Raw genomic sequence first — 18969 nt, forward strand, 5'->3', positions numbered from 1 at the left:
TCGCGCGCACCATGTCCCAACGCTCCGTCATCCGCAAAGGCGATAGAACCTCGCACGGCGGCGTCGTCGTGACCGGCGACGAAACCGTCGTCATCTTCGGCCAACCCATGGCCCGCGTCGGCGACCGCGTCACCTGCCCGCAATGCGGCGACACCCATACCATCGTCGAAGGCGTGCAGAACGTCAGCTCGGACCGCATGACGGCGCTGGAGGGCATGCGCACGTCGTGCGGGGCGACGTTGATCGCGAGCCAGCATTTTTATCAGTTGGAATATGGTTGAGGCGGGGATGCGGCAAAGTGAATGTGCGCCCATGCCTGGATCCGCGCAGCATGCGACGTCTTCACCGCAGTGATAATCCATGGCACACCCCCCTTGCAACCGCTCGGGCATCCTTGTAGAGTCTGACCATTCTAGTCAGAATTGGGGATTGCCATGCACGCCTGGCAAATGCAAGAAGCCAAATCCCGCCTGTCCGAAGTCGTCAAAGCGGCCGGAACCCAAGGTCCGCAGGAAATCACTGTGCACGGACGTTCCGTCGCGGTCGTGCTGTCTCGGTCGGACTTCGACAAATTGTCGGGCACCGGGGAATCTCTCGTCGCTTTCATGCGCCGATCGCCGCTGGCCGGTGACGAAGAACTCGACTTTCCCCGAGACAACAGCCTGACGCGCGAGGATGGACTTTGAGCTATCTCGTCGATACCAATGTCTTGTCGGAGTTGCGTCGAAAACAACCAGATGGCAACGTGGTCAGATGGCTGGAGAAGAGACCGCCCACCACCCTGTTCCTCTCTGCCCTGACGATGGGGGAGTTGCGCAAAGGCATCGAGCTGATGTCGGAAAGCGAACGCAAGCGCAGCTATCTGGACTGGTTGGAGGTTGAGCTTCCCCGGTTCTTCGGTGGCCGCATATTGGCCATTGATGAACCTGTCGCGGATTGCTGGGGGCGCCTGGTGGCTCAAGCCAGGCGCGCGTTGCCGGCTATCGACAGCTTGCTCGCCGCCACGGCGCTGACGCATGGACTGACGCTGGTCACGCGCAATGAACGGGATTTTCGGCACCCAGGTCTGGATGTCATCAATCCTTGGGCGGACTGAATCGTAGGAAGGGACGCTTCGGCGGTGGCACCGGCCGTGGTCCTCGAAGACCGTAGTTCGAACAAAGTGCGGTCAAAATTCCCAGAAAGCAAAAAGCCCACCGTTTCCGGTGGGCTTTTGCAGATTCTCCGCAAGAGAGAATCCAGAATTCTGGTGGGCTGTGAGTGGCTCGAACACTCGACCTACGGATTAAGAGTCCGCTGCTCTACCAACTGAGCTAACAGCCCTGCAAGTCACTCAGTTTTGACCGCGGTTAGCGCGTTGCGCTGTTGCGTCTCAATACGTGTGTGCTGCGAAGAAGAAAGATTATATGGGGCTTTTTTTCTTTGTGCAAGTCGTCCTGCAAAAAATTTGATGCGGATCGGCATCACGCCGCGTAGCCGCCGTCCACGGCGAGGCTGGCGCCGGTGAGGTAGCGGCCTTCGGGGCCGGCCAGGAAGGCTACCGTTCCGGCGATGTCGCGGGGTTCGCCATAGTGGGGCAAGGACAGCACGGCCACCAGGTCCGCGGCGCGGTCGCCGTCGGCGGGGTTCATGTCGGTGTCGATGGGGCCGGGGTGCACGATGTTTACCGTGATGCCGCGCGGGCCCAGGTCGCGCGCCAGGCCCTGGGTCAGGCCGACCAGCGCCGCCTTGCTGGCGGCATACAGCGCGACGCCGGCGCGGCCTGCGCGGGCGGCCAGGCAACTGCCGATGTTGATGATGCGTCCGCCGTCGGGCATGGACGCCTGCGCTGCCTGGATGGCGACGAATGGGGCGCGCACGTTGATGTCCATCGTCCGCTCGTAGTCGTCCAGGCTGGCGTCGCCGATGGCGCCGGCCAGGAAGACGCCGGCGTTGTTGACCAGGATGTCGACCGGGCCGAGTTCGCGGATGGCCTCTTTTACGGCGTGGCTGACCGCGGCGGCGTCCGCGGAATCGGCCTGGATCGCCCTGGCGCGGCGGCCCTGCGCCGCCAATTCCTGCACCAGCGCCTGCGCGGGCGCGGCGGAGGAAGCGCTGACGTACGTGAAGGCCACGTCCGCGCCGTCGGCGGCGAGTCGTCGCACGATGGCGGCGCCGATGCCGCGGCTGCCGCCGGTGACGAAGGCCACTTTTCCGTTCAGGTTCTGCATCTTCAACCTTATTTTGTATTGATCAGTACAAATATCATCGCCGCGGCCGTCGCCTCGCGTCAACAATTTTTTATCGATCAACACAGAATAGGCCGCACGGGTAAAATCGCGGGCATGGCTGAACGTGGGCGCCCCCGGAACTTTGACCGTGACCAGGCTTTGAAGAAGGCCATGGAAGTTTTCTGGTCGAAGGGATATGAAGGAGCATCGCTGACCGATCTGACGGAAGCGATGGGCATCAATTCGCCCAGTCTTTATGGGGCGTTCGGGTCCAAAGAGAGCCTGTTCCGCGAAGCCGTCGCGCTCTACCGGGAAACCGAGGGAGGTTCCGCGCGGCGCGCGCTGCTCGAGGCCCCGACCGCGCGCGATGCCATGCACGCGATGCTGCTTGCGTCCGCCGAACGCTTCACGACGCCGGGCCTGCCGCCTGGCTGCATGATCGTGCTGGGCGCGCCCGCCGGCTGTGAAAGCCACGCCGGCGTGGGCGATTTTCTGGGGGACAACCGGCGCGAGATGCAGAGCCGCATCCTGGCGCGCCTGAGCGCGGGCGCCGCGCAAGGCGAACTGCCCGCCGGGGCCGACCTGAAGGGACTGGCGGCCTTTTACACGACGGTGCTGCACGGCATGTCCATCCAGGCCCGCGACGGCGCCTGCCGCAAGACGCTGCAGGCGGTGGCGCGGCAGGCAATGCGCGCCTGGGACGCACTGGCCGGCGACGTGACGCCCCCCTCCGGCGCTCCCCCGGGTCGCGCCCGCAACTGACGGATGCCGTCATGTTCCGCGTTGACCTGCGGCGTCTCATCCTGTGGATCAGCCTGCTGTCGGTCATTGTGGTGCTGGCGGGCGGGCTGCACGCCAGTTACCTGGTGCAGCGCGACCTGTTGCTGCAGAACGCGCTTGAAGTGAACCGGGTGTACGCGGCCAAGCTTGCCGTCACCACCGACAGCCTGCTCAGCGACATCCGCCGCTATCTGGCGTACAGCGCCGACGCCCTGGCCAACATGGAAAGCCACCCCGAGCAGATGACCGCCGAGACGCGGCGGCTCGAGCAGCAGCTTGGCCACTTCAATTCCACCTTCGTCGCGTCGCCGCAAGGCAAGGTGCTGGCGGTGTCGACGTCCTACCCGCAACTGCTGGGGCATCAGCTCGTCAGCGATGCGGTCAGGGAGGCGCTGGCGGCCCGGCAGCCGACGATCAGCGAACCCTTCAAGGCGAGCAACGGCCGATGGCAGATCCTCTACACCCAGCCGATCTTTTCGCGCGATTACCGGTATCTGGGATTCATCGCCGGTTCGCTCTACCTGCACGAGGACAACGTGCTGGACCGGCTGCTGGACCGGCACTTCTACCGCGACGGGTCGTTTCTTTACGTCATCGACCGCAAGGGCACGCTGATCTACCACCCCGATCGCAGCCAGCTCGGCAAGACCGCGCCCGACAGCGAGGTGTTCGCGCCCGCCCGGCGCGGAGAGGCCGGCGGACGGCGCTTTGTGGACGCCGAGGGGCAAGAGATGGTGGCGGGCTACGCGCCCGTGGCCAGCACCGGCTGGAGCATCATCGCCCAGCGTCCCGTGGCCAGCACGCTGCAGCCGCTGGGCGACCTGCTGATGGCCACGGCGCGCAACACCTTGCCACTGTTGCTGCTTGCTGTGGCGCTGATCTGGCTGCTGTCGCGCTGGATCGCGCGGCCGCTGGGCCAGATGGCCAGCATCGCCAAGCGCATGCAGGATCCGGATTCCGCCGACCGCATCCGCGAGGTCCGCTCATGGTATTTCGAGGCGGCGCAGCTCAAGCGCGCGCTGTCGATGGGGCTGGCGTCGATTCACCACAAGCTCACCGACCTGCGCCGCGAAAGCACGACCGATACGTTGACGGGGCTCTTGAACCGGCGCGGCATGGACGAGGCGCTTGCCCTGGTGGCGGCCGAGGGCACGCCGGTGGCGATCGTGGCGGTGGACGTCGACCACTTCAAGCGCATCAACGATCGCTATGGCCACGCCGCGGGCGATCGGGCGCTGCAGGCGCTGGCGCAAGTCATGCGTGAGTGCTCGCGCGGCGGCGATGTGCTCGCGCGCACGGGGGGAGAGGAATTCGTCATGCTGCTGCCGGGCGCCAGCATGACGGCGGCCATCGCCATCGCGCAGCGGCTGCGCATGCGCCTGGCGTCCAGCGAGGCCTCGCCGCTGCCCGCCCCCATCACCATTTCGGCGGGCGTGGCGCACCATCCGAAACAGGGCGCGACGCTGGACGCCGCGCTGCAGCGCGCTGACCAGGCGCTCTACTACGCCAAGAACCACGGGCGGGACGGGGTTTGCGTGGCGGACGGTACCGTGCCGGAAGGTTTCCGGCGGGTATCCGCTCCCTGACCCGGCGTCGCGGCCGCCCCGCGCCTGAACTACTTGCCCTTGGCGGGCGCGGGCGCCTTGGGCGGCTTGCGCATCTGCTCCAGCAGCGGGCCGCAGGCGTTCTCGTCCGTGGTGCTGGGCGCGATCAGCGCCAGCAGGCCGGCCGCGGGCGTCAGCAACACCCCCAACGCCACCATACCCGCGCCGCGCGCCGCGAGCGGCGCCACGTGCACGCCCACGTCGGGCGACCCGAAAGACCCGCGCACGTACAGCGGCGAGCGCAGCGAAAAGATGCGGAATCCCTTGCTGTCGGGCGAGATGTCCAGGTCCACCGTCTCGTCCTTGAAGTTGGCCGTGCCCGAAATGCTGATCAGCGCGTTATCGGTATCGAAGACGAAGACGCGCGGGGTCATTACGCCACGCTTGAGTTCAAGGTCGGCCGCGCCGCAGTTGATCTGCACTTCGTCGTCGCCGAACAGTTTGGAGACGACGTAATTGGCCACGTTCAGGCCCGCCAGCTCCATCAGGCTGCGGCTGATCACGCCGTCGTTGACCAGCATTTTCACGTCGCCCGTCGCGGTGCCGAGCAGGGCGGCGACGGAGTTTCCGGCGCCGCTTATCGCCAGGTCGCCGTTCAGTTCGCCCAGCGTCTTCTGCATGGATTCGGCCGACGGAAAGAGCTGCTTGAGCTGCAGGCGGCGCGCGCGCATATCGACGCGGCCCGTGAGGGGCGTGCCGGACCCGTCCAGCCGCGCCGTGGCGCTCATGGTTCCCCCCGCCATGCCGAAGCGCAGCGGATCGAGCGTGAGCTTGCCATCCTGCAGCACGACGTGCGCCGACAGGTCGGACAGCGGCAGCTTGCTGTCGTGGACGATGCGCGCGGCGTCCAGCGAGACGTCGGCATCCATGTCGCGCCAGCGGTCGGTGCGAAACGCCTGGGTGGGCAGCACCTTGCCGCCCTTGGGCTTGGCGGGCGCGTCCGCGGACTTGTCCGAGGCGGCGGCCGCCCCCCCGCCCGAGGGCACGCCGATCAGGGGCCCCAGGTCGGCCATGCGCAGGAGCTTGGAGGACAGCTTGCCGGTCAGCTTGGGACGCGGCGCACCCAGCGCGAAAGTGATGTCCCCGCGCAGGTCGCTGTCGCCGACCTTGCCATTGAAATCCCGGTACTCGAACACCGCGCCGCCCGGATTCTGCAGCTTGGCCACGAGATGGCCGTCGGTGCTGTAGGGCGGCGTGTCGGGCAGCGTCACGCCGGTCAGCGGATAGAGCTGCGCCATGGAGGCGCCCGACAGTTTCAGGTGCAGGTCGAGCGCGCCCAGGTTGACGGGATCGGTCAGCGTGCCGGCGACCGACGCGCGCGTGCCGCCGATGGCGACGTCGGCCTGCAAGGGGAATGGCTGCCGGGGATCCTGCATTGCCAACATGCCGCCGACCTTGCCCTCGCCCTTGGTCGGCAGCCCCTTGTACTTGCCGTCGACCTTCCAGCCAAACACATAATCGCGGGGCGCCGGGGCCGAGCCGTCCTGCGGCACGAAGGACTTGCCGGCCACGTCGGCGAACGGCACGGGCTTGCCCAGCGGGTCGACCAGCACGGTCAGGTCGGCCTTGAGCATCTGGTCGACGAACCCGACGCGTCCTTTGTCGAAGCCGATTTCGTTGATGTCCAGCACCCAGGGCGACGGCTCGCCCGACTCGGGAAGGGTGAAGACCCAGTTCGCGCGGCCGTCTTCCAGACGCTCCAGGTCCGCGGCCGGCTCGGTCAGCTGGATGCGGCGGATGACCACGCGCTGGGCGAGCAGCGGCAAGGGCGCCAGGCTGAACTCGCCGCGCTTGAGCGTGGCGAAATGCGGCGCCTTGGCCCAGGGCGCGTTGGCGATCGTAATGTCGTGGGCGACCACGCGCGGCCAGGGCACCCACGACCGCCAGCCGCCTTCGCCGGTTTCGCGCTCCCAGCGCACGCTCAGGTCGCCGTTGATCGCAAAGGGCCGGCCGAGGGCGGCACTGGCCCGCTCATTGATCATGGGCTTGGCGCGGTTCCAATCAAAAGTGGCGATCACGACCACCAAGACCGCCACCAACAGGGCAATGCCCCCTACAATCCCGATCGCTATTTTTCTTGTTCGCGTCATGGTTACTATCCTTGGCTTGCTGCCGGCCACCCGGTGCCGGCCATGGTTACCACCCAAGGGTATCGCGGCCCGCAGCGCCGGCCGGACTGGGCAGCGCCATAATGTGTACGGATTTTTCCAGGCGTCGCATCGGAGATGTCCGGCCCGGCGCAGGCGCCCGCGTGACGGGGCAGCAAGTGCCGTACCCGGGCGGCGCGCGACCGTTACAAAGAGAGATGACTCGGGCGGGCGGAATCAGCCGGATTCCCCGCAATTGCCGAATTTTTGACGACGGCGCGGTTCCAATGGCATTTGATCGAATCCGCCCGAGCCGGGCCGGAAAGCAGAACAACCTGGAGGCCCGATGCGGCATTCAACCCTGATTTTCGTAGTGGCGGCCTTTGCGCTGCTGACGCTCAGCCGCCTGGCCCTGGCGCTCTGGCAATGGCAGCGCGTGCGCAATGCGGGCGGCCTAGCGCCCCTGCTGCTGCGCGGGCTGCGCATCGACGCGCATCAGATCGCGGTGCTGGCGGCGCTGCCGGCCGTGCTGTCGCCGCTGTTCGGCCACATCCCCGCCGCCGCCGCCGTGACTTCGGTGTGGTACCTGGTTGCCTTCGTCCTGCTGGCTTTCCTGGAAGTGGCCACGCCGCCCTTCATCATCGAGTACGACTCGCGCCCCAACCGGCTGTTCGTGGAATACCTGAAGCACCCGCGCGAAGTCTCGGGCATGCTCTGGCGCGGCTACAAGGGCGCGCTGCTGGGCGGACTGGGCGCCCTGGCGGTGATCGGCTGGGCCGCCTGGGCCCTGCTCGGCCATGCGCGCCCCGATGCGCCCCTGACGTGGTGGCAGATGCCGCTTGCCAGCGTCGCGATCCTGGCGGTGGTGATCCTGGCCATCCGCGGCACCTTGAGCCATCGCCCCATCAATCCCTCGTCGGTGGCCTACTGCGCCGACGGCATGCTCAATACCCTGGCGCTGAACTCGCTCTATAACGTCTTTTATGCGGTCTACAGCATGAAGAACGAGAAGTCGGCGTCCGCGGTGTATGGCGGCATGGACGACGACAAGATGCACGAAATCGTGCTTGCGCAGTCCGGCCTGCCGTATCCGCCGCCCAATCCCGACTTCCCCAGCCTGCATCCCCAGCCCGCGACGCGCCAGACGCCGCGTCCGCTCAACCTGGTGATCATTCTTGAAGAGAGCCTGGGCGCGCAGTACAGCGCCGCGCTGGGCGGGGCCGACCTGACGCCGGAGCTGGACGCGCTGGCGCGCGAGGCCTGGACCTTCACGCGCGCCTACGCCACCGGCACCCGCTCGGTGCGCGGCCTGGAGGCCGTGACCACGGGCTTTTTGCCCACCCCCGCGCAGGCGGTGCTCAAGCTGCCCCGGTCGCAACGCGGCTTTTTCTCGCTGGCCGACCTGCTGGGCCGCCATGGCTATCACTCGCGCTTCATCTATGGCGGCGAGTCGCACTTCGACAACATGAAGGGCTTTTTCCTGGGCAACGGCTTCCGGGAGATCGTGGACCGGCCAGACTTCGTCGACCCCGCCTTCGTCGGCACCTGGGGCGCGTCGGACGAGGACATGTTCAACCAGCTCGACCGCCTGCTGCGCGAGGACGGCGACCGGCCTTCCTTCACGCTGGCCTTCAGCGTATCCAACCATTCGCCCTGGGAGTACCCGGAGGGCCGCATCCAGACCGAGGGCAATCCGGCCACGGTGGAAAACACCGTGCGCTACGCGGACTGGGCGCTGGGCCGCTTCTTTGAACGGGCCAAGGCCTCGCCCTACTGGGAAAACACCGTCTTCCTGGTGGCGGCCGACCACGACTCGCGCGTGTTCGGCGCCAGCCTGGTGCCGGTGCGCCATTTCCATATCCCCGCGGTCATCCTGGGCGCCGGCATCGCGGCGCGGCGCGACGACCGCCTGATCAGCCAGATCGACCTGCCGCCGACGCTGCTGTCGCTGATCGGCGTGGATACGGAACACCCGATGATCGGGCACGACCTCACGCGCAGCACGCCGGGGCGCGCCATCATGCAGTACGACAACACCTACGGTTACCTGAAGGGCGATGACCTGCTGGTGCTGGCGCCCAACAAGACCCCGGTGCAGTACCGCTACACGGCGCCCGAAGACTACGCGCCCGTGCCGCTGGACGCGGGCCTGGCCACCGAGGCGCTGGCGCACGCGCTGTGGCCGAGCTGGGCTTACCGCGAGGGCCGGTATTGCCTGCCGTCGCAGGCTCCGGTGCAGACCGAGCCGCGCACGCAGCCGGCCAGCTGAGCCGGCGCCGCGGCCCGGCAACGGGCGACGAGCGATGGGCGACCAGCGACGAGCGATGGGCGACCAGCTACCAGCTACCGCCCCGCCGGCCGCACGAAGGCCTTGCGCTTTTTCTCGATGACGGCGTGGCAATGGCAATCGGGACTGTGGTCGTTGACCATGCCCACGGACTGCATGAACGCATAGACCGTGGTCGGCCCGACGAATTTCCAACCCAGTTTCTTGAGCGCCTTGGACAGGGCTTCGGACTGCTCGGAGGTGGACGCGCCGTAGGTGGATGCGTCGCTGGCCGGGGCTTCGAAGCGCCAGAAGTAGGCCGCCAGCGACCCCTCGCGCTCGACCATTTCCAGCGCCCGGGTCGCGTTGTGGATCATGGCTTCGATCTTGCCGCGATGGCGCACGATGCCCGGATCGGCCAGCAGCGCCTGGACTTCCTTTTCGCCGAAGCGGGCGAGCGCCGCGGGATCGAAGTTGGCGAAACCGCGGCGGAAGGCCTCGCGCTTGTTCAGGATGGTGCGCCAGCTCAGGCCCGACTGGAAGCCTTCCAGGCAGAGCTGTTCGAACAGCGCGCGATCATCGGCCTCGGGGCGGCCCCATTCGGCATCATGGTAGGCCATGTATTCGGGGGAGGTGTCCACCCAGCCGCAGCGGGCCAGGCCATCGGGAAAATCGGTTTTGGCGGACAAGGGAATGCTCCTGAGGGCAGACGGGCCACCGATGCTACTCCAGCAACGTCCCTGGAAAAAGTCGTAGCGGCCGGCATTCAAATCCAGATAATATTTCCCGCCTTGATTCGGCGCCGGCCTGGGCCGCGCGCACCCCGGATCAGCATGGCGGGCCGGCGCGATGCGGGCCCCATGCGTCAATGCGGGGAGCCGGACAGGCCAACCCGGACTTCTGCCCCATGTCCCTGCCACTGACCACGCTCATCTCGTTCGTATCGCCCGCCGTGCTGGCCGGCGACGATCCCGCCGCCAATCCCTGCCTGGACTGCGGCGCCTGTTGCGCCCACTTCCGCGTGTCCTTCTACATCGGCGAGCTGGCCGGCGAAAACGGCGGCCAGGTGCCGCTGGACCTCGTCACCCAGATGAGCCCATTGCGAGCCTGCATGAAGGGCACGGAATTGGGTGGAGGACGCTGCATTTCGCTGCGCGGCGAACTGGGCAAGCCCGGCATCCACTGCGCCATCTACGAGAACCGCCCCACGCCCTGCCGAGAATTCGATATCTGGATGCCGGACGGCTCGCCCAACCCGGACTGCCAGCGCCTGCGCCTGGGACTGGGGCTGGCGCCCGTCCCGCCCCGGCCCGATGCCGAGAACGATCCCGAGGGGCCGCTGCATCCGGACCAGCCCGCCGCGGCCTGAATTCCGCACCGCCCCGCCCTGCCGCCGCGCGGGGACGCCCTAGGCGCGGCCCGCGAGATACCGCGTGGGCGTCATCCCGAAGGCCGTGCGGAAACTGCCGATGAACGCGCTGGTGCTCTCGTAGCCGACCGACAGCGCGACCTGCGTGACCGACCCGCCGCGGAACAGCATTTCCAGCGCCCGCAACAGCCGCGCCTGCTGGCGCCACTGCCCCAGCGTCACGCCGGTTTCCCGGCGAAAGCGCCGCATCAGGGTACGCGAAGACATGTTCAGCCGATGGGCCCATTCGTCGATGCCGGCCGTGTCGTCCGGGGTGTCCAGCAGGGTGTTCGCTAACTCTTGCAGGCGCGGATCCGCCGGCATCGGCAAGGGCACGCACGCCTCGCCGCTGCGCTGCCTGAGCTCTTCCAGCAGCACGTCGAACAATTGCGCTTGATAGGACGGCGGCGCGTCTTGCCACGCGCCCTGGGTAAAGCGCTCGACCAGCGCCTCGATCAGCCGGGAAGAAGGCCACGACCGGCAGACCGGCGGCAAGCGCCCGCAGATGCCGGGGTGCACATGCAGGAACGATCCGCGCGCCTCGCCAAACCAACGCGCCCCATGCAGCACGCCCGGCGGCACCCAGCCCAGGGTGCCCGGCAGCACCGACAGCACGCGCCCGCCCGACTGCACCACCACCAGCCCTTCGTGGACGAGCACCAGCATGCCCTCCTGATGCACATGCGCGGGCACCGAAATGCCCTTGGATTCGCGCCGCCTGCGCACGCTGAACGGCGTCAGGAGGACGTCGGGCAAGGTGGGAGCGGCGGCCGCTTCAAGCATGATTGGCAGGTTTGAGCTACAGGTTGTCGGGTTCCCGTTAGCGGGTCTACTTGAAAATGTACATCATTCTCATCAATCGGACATCAGCCCCCGAATGGAGAAATTTCATGGACCACACACGGCTGCGCGACGCCGGCATCAAAGCCACCTTCCCGCGTTTGAAGATCCTGGACATCTTCTACCGCCACGCGGACCAGCACATGAGCGCCGCGGACATCCACCGCCGCCTCGTCTCGGACCACAGCAATATCGGCCTGGCCACGGTTTACCGGGTGATCACGCAACTGGAACAGGCAGGCCTGCTCCGGCGCACCCAGCTCGATACGCACAACATGGTGTTCGAACTCAGCGACAAAGGCCATCACGACCACTTGGTCTGCACGCGCTGCGGGCAGATCCGGGAAGCCAGCGATCCCGCCATGGCGCAACGGGTCGGAAAGATCGCCCGGCGCAGCGGCTTCGCGCTGGATTCCTACAGCCTCGTCCTCTATGGCAGCTGCGGCTGCGCCGACGACCAACCCGCCCTGCCCCACGGAGCCTTCGAATGAACCCCGATCAGTTTTTCTTCCACGACCTGACGCACTTTCCCATCGTCACAGCGCGCCACGACGGCGCGCAACCGGGTTACTCGACCGGGTGGATCCGGGAAATGGAGTGGCTGGTGGAGAACCCGCACAGTTTTGTCATGGTGGTGCCCGACATGCGGCACGAGGCCGCGCACGAAGACCGCAAGGCCATGATTGCGTGGCAGACGGCCAACCTGCCGCGTCTGCGGGCGCGCTGCCGGGCGTTCATCGGCGTGGAGCGGGATCCCGCCGCGCGGGACACGCTGCGCAAGCGCGCCGAAAAGATGTCCCGCGCCTTCGGCCTGCCGTTCCTGACCGTGGCCACGCCGGGCGAAGCCCTGCAATGCGCCCGCGAACTGCTGGGGCAAGCGGGGCCGGGCGGCTTCAACGTGGATTGAGGGTCGGATCGCCGATTTAAGACTGGGCGCGCGCGGCCGTTGTTCAAGGCAGGCGCCGACCTTGCGCGGCCGCTTTTCGCCCACCCCATCCCGGCCGCCCCGATGAATCACGCCCTCGCCTGTCTGTTTTGCCAATCCACGCTCGCGCAGGGCGCGGCGCTGCTCGAACAGAACGGCGCGGCCATCTGCAAGGCCTGTGTCGACCGGTTCTCCGTGCGCTTTGCCGAGCGCGCGTGGGCGATGGCGGCCACGCCGCAGGAGCAGCTGGATGTGTTGCTGGAAGAAAGCCGGCGCGCCCTGGAGCAGAGCGAAACGCTGGCCGAGCGGGCGCGTTGCTGCGGCCTCAGCCTGAACGAGCTATCGGCGGCGCTGCCCGCCCGCTCGCTGTCCTGAGCGCACGGCGGGTCGCATCGCGTCGCATCGCGTTGCGTCAGAACGATGTCAGAACGATCCCACCGCGCTGCCCAGCGCGATGACGGCGGCCAGCCCGATGATGGGCCCCACGATGCCCACCACGACGATGTTCATGTAGCCCTCGCGGTGCGTCGATCCGCATACGGCCAGCAGCGTCACGACGGCGCCGTTGTGCGGCAGGCTGTCCAGCGTGCCCGCGCCGATCACCGACACGCGGTGCATCAGCGCCGGATCGATACCCAGGGTCTGCGCCAGTTCCATGTACGTGCCGGCCAGCGACTGCAGGGCGATGGTCAGGCCCCCGGAGGCCGACCCGGTCAACGCCGCCAACACGTTGGTCGCCACGGCCAGCGACACCAGCGGCCCGCCCTCGATCGACAGCACCCAGTCGCGCACCATTGCGAAGGACGGCAGCGACGCGACCACCGCGCCAAACCCGACCAGGCTCGCCACGCTCAGCAACGGCAGCGCCGACGCATTCACGCCCGCGTCCATGGTGTCCCGCACCGAAGGCAGCCGCCGGAAGTTCAGCGCCACCAGCACCGCAATCGCGGCCAGCAGCGCGGTGATCACCGACCAGACCCCGCCCACGGCCGCCAGGCTGGTGCCGCCCCAGCGCGCATCGGCAAGCCAGCCAGTGTCCATGCGCGGCAGGACGACCAGCGTCATCAGCAGATTCACCAGGATCACCACCACCAGCGGCGTCGCGGCCACCAGCGTCGAGGGCGCGTCCGGGCTGCGCTGGCCGTGCTGGATCTCGGCGGGATCGAACTCGCGCGCCACGGTCGCGCGTTCGCGCACGACCACGTCTTCGGAGACGTCGACGGCCATGCCCGCCGGCGCGACGTAGCCTTCGCCCGCGCGCCGCGCCGCCGCCTCCGCGCGCGTCAGCCACCACAGGCCGAATCCCAGCATGATCGCGCTGGCGACAATGCCCAGCCCCGGCGCGGCGAACGGCGTGGTCGCAAAGAACGGCATCGGGATGGCGTTCTGCACGGCCGGCGTGCCGGGCAAGGCGGACATCGTGAACGTGGACGTGCCCAGCAGGATGGCGGCGGGCATCAGGCGCACCGGAATCCCCGCGGACTTGAAAAGGGCATGCGCCATGGGCGCCAGCACGAAGAACGCGACGAACAAGCTGACGCCGCCGTAGGTCACGATGGCGCCGGCCAGCACCACCGCCAGGATGGCGCGCCGGGCGCCCAGCTTGCGCGTCATGGCATCGGCGATGGCCGTGACGGACCCGCTGTCGTCCATCAGCTTGCCGAACAGCGCGCCCAAGAGGAACAGCGGGAAGAACTGGGCCACGAAGCCGGCCGCGCCGCCCATGAAGGTCTGGGTCCAGTGCGCCAGCAAGGGCTCGCCGGCCGCTGCCGCGGTGATCGTGGCGGCCGCCGGCGCCAGCAGCAGGATGCTCCAGCCGCGATAGGCCAGCCAGATGAGCAGTACGAGGGCGAGCAGGATGCCTGAGAGTCCCATGATCAGACCTCGCCCAGCATTTCATCGATGTCGAGCGTGGACCGCTTGCCCAGGTCGGCGCCGTGGGCCTGCAAAAAGCTGTCCGCCGCCCTGCGCCCTTCGTCGCGCAGCATGCACAGGAAGGCCCATTCGGCATTGAGCTTGGACGAATAGCCCAGCTTCACCATGAGGTCCGACGACACCCGGTGGATCCGCATGCCCGCCCACATCGCGCCTTCGCCGTTGCCGGGATCGGCCACCTGGCGCAGCAGCGCGATCATGCGCAGCTCTTTGAGGAGCGAGGCATTGAAGGTCACTTCGTTCAGGCGGTTCATGATCTCGCGCGCGCTGCTGGGCAGCCCCGGGCGTTCGACGGGATTGATCTGCACCAGGATGGTGTCGCGGGACTTGCATTCGCGCACAAGCGGCGTGATGGTGGGGTTGCCGCTGTAGCCCCCGTCCCAGTAGGGGTCGCCGTCTATCATCACGGCCCGGAACATGGTGGGCAGGCAGGCCGAGGCCAGCAGCACGTCGGCGTTCACCTCGGCGTTCTTGAACACGCGGCCGCGGCCCGTGCGCGCGTTGGTCGCGGTGACGAACAGGTGGATGGGCGCCCGCGCCAGCTCGTCGAAATCGATCAGTTCGTCGAGGATCCCGGCCAGTGGATTGGCCGAGGACGCGGTCAGGTCATATGGGGAAAACACGCGCGAGGCGAGGTCGAAGGCGACGAACATGGGCGAGTGGTCCAGCGACCACGAGCCCATCAGCACGTCGAGCGGACTGCGGCGAAACGGACTGAACGTGGCCGCCTGCGACACGCGGCGCCAGAAATCGTCGAGCGCGGCGCGGGCCCCCTCGGCGCCGCCGCGCGCGTGGCCCAGCACCAGCACCGCGGCGTTCATGGCGCCGGCCGAGGTGCCCGAAATGCCGTCTATGCCCAACCAGGGCTCTTGCAGCAGGCGATCCAGCACGCCCCAGGTGAACGCGCCATGCGCGCCCCCGCCCTGCAGGGCAAGGTCGATCAACAGGGGCTCGGGTGCTGTCGCTGACGCTTTGGATCGGGCCACGGCGGTACTCCTTGCGGGAGGCTTAGGGGTGAGCTTGCGATCGGTGTGACTGCGACATGCACCATGTTGCGCTGCACATATCGTACGGTTGTTATACGCGATGCACCTGGAAAACGGAAGGCAGCGCGCGCGCCGTCCCGCCGCGGCGCGCCGGCATGGCTTGCGAGCACCGGTATGGCCGGACCTCCCGCGGCGCGGCGCGGCGTTGACGTCAGTCCGCGCGCGCGCGCTCGCAGAGTCCGCGTATACCGGCGATATCGCCCTGGCGGGCCAGGCGGCGGAACTGTTCCCCGAGGTCCCGGAAGGCCGCGTCGCGGGCCTGCAGCGCGCGCGCCCAATCGATCAGGTCCGAGATGGCGCCGCTGTCCAGCAGCCGTTGCACCTGGGCGAGATCGGCGCCGGACAGGCGCGGGGTCTGCACCGGCGCCGGCTCGGCGTCGTTGGCCGTTTGATTGACCGGCAGATGCAGCAGCCTGCCCAGCACATGGCGCAGTTCGACCAGGCTGATGGGCTTGAGCAGACTGGCGTCGTAGCGCGCGCCGTCCACGGCCAGCGTGTCATGGGGCGTTGCCGACACCGCGACGACCGGCAGGTCCGGCCAGCGCGCGCGGGCGGCCGCGAGCACGGCCGCGCCGTCGGCGCCTTCCATGCGGTGGTCCGTCAGGATCAGGTCGGGACGGCGCGCGTCGCTGGCCTGGATGCGCGCCACGATGCCCCGGCCATCGGATTCGCTGTCCACGTCAAAGCCCATGCTGGCCAGTTCCTCGACCAGGAATTCACGGATCTCCGGCGTGTCCTCGGCCAGCCAGAGCAGCTTGCCCGAGCCATCCAGCGTCGGCAGGACATGCGGCGCGGCGGCGATGTAATGATGCGAGATGCGGGATTCGTCCATCCTCCGGACCGGCAGCGACACGCTAACCAGCGTGCCCTGCCCCACGCCGCTCTCGACGACAATGCTGCCGTCCATGCGCTGCACCCATTGCTGGACGATGGGCAGGCCCAGCCCCACGCCCGGCTGGTTGTCCGCGGAAGCCAGCCGCTGGAAGGGTTCGAAAATGCGCTGCCGGTCCTGCGGCGCGATGCCGCAGCCCGTGTCGCGCACCGACAGCACGAGCAGCCCCGACGCCTCGCCCGCGCCGGGCTCCGTGTAGTCGGCCGTGAGCGTCAGCACGCCGCCCCGGGTGAACTTGGCGGCGTTGTCGATCAGGTTGGACAGCACCTGCCGCACACGCTTGCCATCCATGTCCAGCACGGCGGGCACCGACGCCGACACCCGCAACAGGAACTGGTTGTTCTGCCTGGCCGCGATCGGCGCGGATTCCTTGGCCACGGCGTCCAGCAGGGCATGCACATACTCGGGCGAGACGCGCAGCGCCTGGCCGCCAGCGCCCGCGGCGTAGTCGATCAGGTCATTGACCATGCCCAGCATGTGGTCGGCGCTGCGGCGGATGATCGCGCCGCGCGGCGCGTCGTCGCGCCCGCCCGCCTGGATCAGGTCCGCGAACCCGATGATCGAGGTCAGCGGCGTGCGCAGGTCATGGCTGATGCGGGCCAGGAAATCCTGGCGCACGCGGCCGGCCTCGTCGGCCTGGATGAGCGCCGCCTGCAAGGCCTGGGTGCGCTCGGTAACGGCCTGGTCCAGCCGCTTGTGTTCGCGTTCGCGCGCCTGCGTCAGTTCGCGCTCGACCGCCAGCTTGTCCTGGCGGTGCTGACGCGTGCGTCCATGCACCAGGATCGCCAGCATCAGCGAGATCGACAACAGATCCCAGGCCACCTCCGGCCCCCCCTCCCATCGTCCGGGCAGCAGCCCCAGGATGAAGGCCAGCCGCAGGAAGAAGCAGGCGCAGTACACCGCGAAGGACAGCAGGAAGATCCGGGCGTTTGCGTGTCCTCGCCGCCAGCCGTCGGCCATGGACACCAGCCAGACCAGCGCCCACAGCAGCATCAGTCCGATCAGCGTCTGCGAGGCGGCGCGATAGTCGCCCCATGCCGACCACGCGGTGCCCGCGAGGCCCAGGGCGATCAGGGCGCCATACACCCAGCGCCAGAGCCGCACCCGGTGCAAGTCCGCGAACCGCATCACCGTGAAGCCGAACAAGGTGGCCGCCAGCGTCCCCAGCACGCTGGGCGCGCGCAGCACCGCTTCGCCCCCGCCCGTCAGCACATAGCGATATAGCAATCCCTGGAACGCGATGCTGTAGAAAATTTCGATCAGGATGGTGGCGCCCATCAACAGGAACACCAGGTCGCGCTGCGCCACGCCCAGCACCCCCGTGTAGATCACCACCATCAACAGCGCGCCGATCAGCAGCGCCAGGACCAGGGTGCCTTGCTGCGCGGCGCCCACGAACGCGGACGGCGTCCACAAGGCGGGTTCCATGCTGATGGCCGAGCGGCTCTGCACGCGGACCAGCACCGTCATGCGCTCGCCGGGCGCGAGCAGTAGCGACACCACCGACACGGCAGACGGCACTTCGCGCTGCGCGAGCGGCTCGCGGTTGCCCGCCAGCACGACTTTGAAGGGCTGCCGCTGGCCGTCGGGAAACAGGTAGAAGCGCACGTCTTCCAGCCGGGGCACGCCCAGGGACAGCCAGCGTTCAACCAAACCGGCTGTGGGATTGCGCACGTCCAGCCTGAGCCAGAACGCCGACGCGGAAAAGCCCCGGTTCAGCCAGGCGGGCGTCACGGGCTGCCAGGGGCCGTCCAGGAGCTCGCTGGCGTCCTTGGCGCCGGTCGGGTCCTCGATGCCCTGCAGTTCACCGACTAGCGGCAATTTTCCGGTCACGGCGGTCAGGTCCACCGACGGCGGCGCGGCGCCCGCGCGCACGGGCGCCAGCAGGCACGACAGGACCAGCAGCAACAACAGGGAGAGCGGCAGCCAACCCGGCCAACCCAGGCGGCGATCAGGCATGGGGATCGAATTCCTGGCGCAGGGCCGTCGGCGGCATGCCGAAGCGCTCGCGGAAGGCGGTGGAAAAATTGCCCCGGTTGCCATAGCCCACCGCTTGCGAAATGGCCTGGATGTCCAGGCTGGTCTCGCACAGCAGGCGGCGAGCCTCGCGCATGCGCTCTTCCCGCAGAAACTCGAAGACGGTCGTTCCGGCGCAGCGCCGGAAGGCCTGGTTCAGCCGCCGCGCGTTGGTGTTCAACGCCTGGGCCAGCGCCATCAGTTCGGGCGTGTGATCCAGCCGCTCGCGCAGCAGCTTGCGGGCGGCGCGGAACAGGACGCCATCCAGCGTCGCCCCCGCCGCCGCGGCGGAAGTGCCATCTTCCGCCCCCCCCGCTGCCAAGGCGGGCGCGGGCGCAGGCGCGGACGCCACGCGCAGATGAATCAGCAGGCGCAGGCGCACTTCCTCGAAATCGAACGGCTTGGCCACGTAATCCACGGCGCCCGCCGACAGCCCCGCCACCCGTTCGCCGGGAAGGGCCGCCGCGGTCAGGAAGATGACGGGGATGCCGCGCGTGGCCTGGTCCGCCTTCAACAGCCGGCAGGCCGCCAGGCCGTCGCAGACCGGCATGGACACGTCCATCAGGATGATGTCCGGCTGCACCATTTGCGCTTTGCGGTAGCCGTCGTTGCCGTCCTCGGCGACATAGACCCGGCAGTCCTGGCTGGTCAGGAAGTCCACCAGCAGCATGCGGTCTTCGGGGCGATCCTCGACCACCAGCACGCGCAGGCCGGCGAGTTGGCCCGGCGCCATCGAAAGGAAGTCGTCGTTCATGCCGCGCATTCTTTCATGCCGCCCGACGCCCGCGTGGCGAACAGGAGACAGTACCGAGGCCGCAGCTCGAATAATTTTCCTTGCGGCAAACCTACCCTGCATTCCAGCAAACCTCGGTAATGGAATAACTGCGCACTTACGATAATGTTTGTTACAGCGCGAAACTGGATTAGTGACAGTTCGTTCCATGACTTTGTGGCTTGCAC

18 protein-coding genes and 1 tRNA gene are annotated in these 18969 nt (G+C 67.9%); 10 read left to right on the forward strand and 9 right to left on the reverse strand.

Annotated features, from left to right (window positions below; genetic code table 11):
* Positions 1-11 precede the first annotated feature (11 nt).
* The 3 genes from BMW75_RS17610 (at position 12) to BMW75_RS17620 (ending at position 1096) form a co-directional block, all read left to right on the forward strand.
* Complete coding sequence (locus BMW75_RS17610) at positions 12-281, forward strand: PAAR domain-containing protein (RefSeq protein ID WP_076518903.1); 270 nt, start codon at positions 12-14, stop codon at positions 279-281.
* 153 nt (positions 282-434) lie between these two features.
* Positions 435-686 carry a type II toxin-antitoxin system Phd/YefM family antitoxin gene (locus BMW75_RS17615; RefSeq protein ID WP_092581198.1) on the forward strand — a complete coding sequence of 84 codons (252 nt, stop codon included), beginning with the start codon at positions 435-437 and terminating at the stop codon, positions 684-686.
* Positions 683-1096 (forward strand): type II toxin-antitoxin system VapC family toxin, encoded by a 414-nt coding sequence (locus tag BMW75_RS17620; RefSeq protein WP_092581199.1) that lies wholly within the window; start codon positions 683-685, stop codon positions 1094-1096. The genes BMW75_RS17615 and BMW75_RS17620 overlap by 4 nt, the downstream gene beginning before the upstream one ends.
* A gap of 151 nt (positions 1097-1247) precedes the next feature.
* Here the strand turns inward: BMW75_RS17620 and BMW75_RS17625 are convergent.
* Together BMW75_RS17625 and BMW75_RS17630 are read right to left on the reverse strand one after the other, a co-directional pair.
* Positions 1248-1323, reverse strand: a tRNA-Lys gene (locus tag BMW75_RS17625).
* A gap of 140 nt (positions 1324-1463) precedes the next feature.
* Positions 1464-2210 carry an SDR family oxidoreductase gene (locus BMW75_RS17630; RefSeq protein WP_092581200.1) on the reverse strand — a complete coding sequence of 249 codons (747 nt, stop codon included), beginning with the start codon at positions 2208-2210 and terminating at the stop codon, positions 1464-1466.
* A 114-nt stretch (positions 2211-2324) separates the two neighbouring features.
* Between BMW75_RS17630 and BMW75_RS17635 the strand changes: the two genes are divergently transcribed.
* Both BMW75_RS17635 and BMW75_RS17640 read left to right on the forward strand, forming a co-directional pair.
* Positions 2325-2972, forward strand: coding sequence for a TetR/AcrR family transcriptional regulator (locus BMW75_RS17635; RefSeq protein ID WP_092581201.1), 648 nt, complete (start codon positions 2325-2327; stop codon positions 2970-2972).
* 11 nt (positions 2973-2983) lie between these two features.
* Entirely contained in the window at positions 2984-4576 is a 1593-nt protein-coding gene (locus tag BMW75_RS17640; RefSeq protein WP_092581202.1) for a GGDEF domain-containing protein, read from the forward strand.
* A 29-nt stretch (positions 4577-4605) separates the two neighbouring features.
* Here BMW75_RS17640 and BMW75_RS17645 read toward each other — a convergent pair whose 3' ends face one another.
* A complete protein-coding gene (locus BMW75_RS17645) occupies positions 4606-6684 on the reverse strand; it encodes an AsmA family protein (RefSeq protein ID WP_092581203.1) in 2079 nt (692 codons plus the stop codon).
* 343 nt (positions 6685-7027) lie between these two features.
* On the opposite strand from BMW75_RS17645, the gene BMW75_RS17650 reads away from it, so the two are divergent.
* Positions 7028-8950, forward strand: coding sequence for an LTA synthase family protein (locus BMW75_RS17650; protein WP_092581204.1), 1923 nt, complete (start codon positions 7028-7030; stop codon positions 8948-8950).
* Positions 8951-9024: 74 nt separating this feature from the next.
* On the opposite strand, the gene BMW75_RS17655 is transcribed toward BMW75_RS17650, so the two are convergent.
* Positions 9025-9636, reverse strand: coding sequence for a DNA-3-methyladenine glycosylase I (locus tag BMW75_RS17655; protein WP_092581205.1), 612 nt, complete (start codon positions 9634-9636; stop codon positions 9025-9027).
* 218 nt (positions 9637-9854) lie between these two features.
* Between BMW75_RS17655 and BMW75_RS17660 the strand changes: the two genes are divergently transcribed.
* The gene (locus BMW75_RS17660) at positions 9855-10316 is read left to right on the forward strand and encodes a YkgJ family cysteine cluster protein (RefSeq protein ID WP_076518894.1); all 462 of its coding nucleotides are present in this window, start codon (positions 9855-9857) and stop codon (positions 10314-10316) included.
* Between the two features lie 39 nt (positions 10317-10355).
* Here the strand turns inward: BMW75_RS17660 and BMW75_RS17665 are convergent, their stop codons facing one another.
* Positions 10356-11138 carry a helix-turn-helix domain-containing protein gene (locus tag BMW75_RS17665; protein WP_092581206.1) on the reverse strand — a complete coding sequence of 261 codons (783 nt, stop codon included), beginning with the start codon at positions 11136-11138 and terminating at the stop codon, positions 10356-10358.
* Positions 11139-11245: 107 nt separating this feature from the next.
* On the opposite strand from BMW75_RS17665, the gene BMW75_RS17670 reads away from it, so the two are divergent.
* The 3 genes from BMW75_RS17670 (at position 11246) to BMW75_RS17680 (ending at position 12495) form a co-directional block, all read left to right on the forward strand.
* On the forward strand, positions 11246-11686 hold the full coding sequence (locus tag BMW75_RS17670) for a Fur family transcriptional regulator (RefSeq protein WP_092581207.1): 441 nt from the start codon (positions 11246-11248) through the stop codon (positions 11684-11686).
* Positions 11683-12102 (forward strand): hypothetical protein, encoded by a 420-nt coding sequence (locus BMW75_RS17675; RefSeq protein WP_092581208.1) that lies wholly within the window; start codon positions 11683-11685, stop codon positions 12100-12102. Before BMW75_RS17670 ends, BMW75_RS17675 begins: the two co-directional genes overlap by 4 nt.
* Before the next feature lie 102 nt (positions 12103-12204).
* On the forward strand, positions 12205-12495 hold the full coding sequence (locus BMW75_RS17680) for an MSHA biogenesis protein MshH (RefSeq protein ID WP_076518890.1): 291 nt from the start codon (positions 12205-12207) through the stop codon (positions 12493-12495).
* A 48-nt stretch (positions 12496-12543) separates the two neighbouring features.
* On the opposite strand, the gene BMW75_RS17685 is transcribed toward BMW75_RS17680, so the two are convergent.
* The 4 genes from BMW75_RS17685 to BMW75_RS17700 all read right to left on the reverse strand — a co-directional run bounded on the left by BMW75_RS17685 (position 12544) and on the right by BMW75_RS17700 (position 18772).
* Entirely contained in the window at positions 12544-13995 is a 1452-nt protein-coding gene (locus BMW75_RS17685) for a GntP family permease (protein ID WP_076518889.1), read from the reverse strand.
* Between the two features lie 2 nt (positions 13996-13997).
* Positions 13998-15041 (reverse strand): patatin-like phospholipase family protein, encoded by a 1044-nt coding sequence (locus BMW75_RS17690; RefSeq protein ID WP_254792053.1) that lies wholly within the window; start codon positions 15039-15041, stop codon positions 13998-14000.
* Positions 15042-15252: 211 nt separating this feature from the next.
* Positions 15253-17952, reverse strand: a complete 2700-nt coding sequence (locus BMW75_RS17695) for a hybrid sensor histidine kinase/response regulator (protein ID WP_092581210.1) — start codon at positions 17950-17952, stop codon at positions 15253-15255.
* The gene (locus BMW75_RS17700; protein WP_092581211.1) at positions 17945-18772 is read right to left on the reverse strand and encodes a response regulator transcription factor; all 828 of its coding nucleotides are present in this window, start codon (positions 18770-18772) and stop codon (positions 17945-17947) included. Before BMW75_RS17700 ends, BMW75_RS17695 begins: the two co-directional genes overlap by 8 nt.
* Between the last annotated feature and the right edge of the window lie 197 nt (positions 18773-18969).

The organism is Achromobacter sp. NFACC18-2 (assembly GCF_900108985.1).
Lineage (GTDB): Bacteria > Pseudomonadota > Gammaproteobacteria > Burkholderiales > Burkholderiaceae_B > Achromobacter.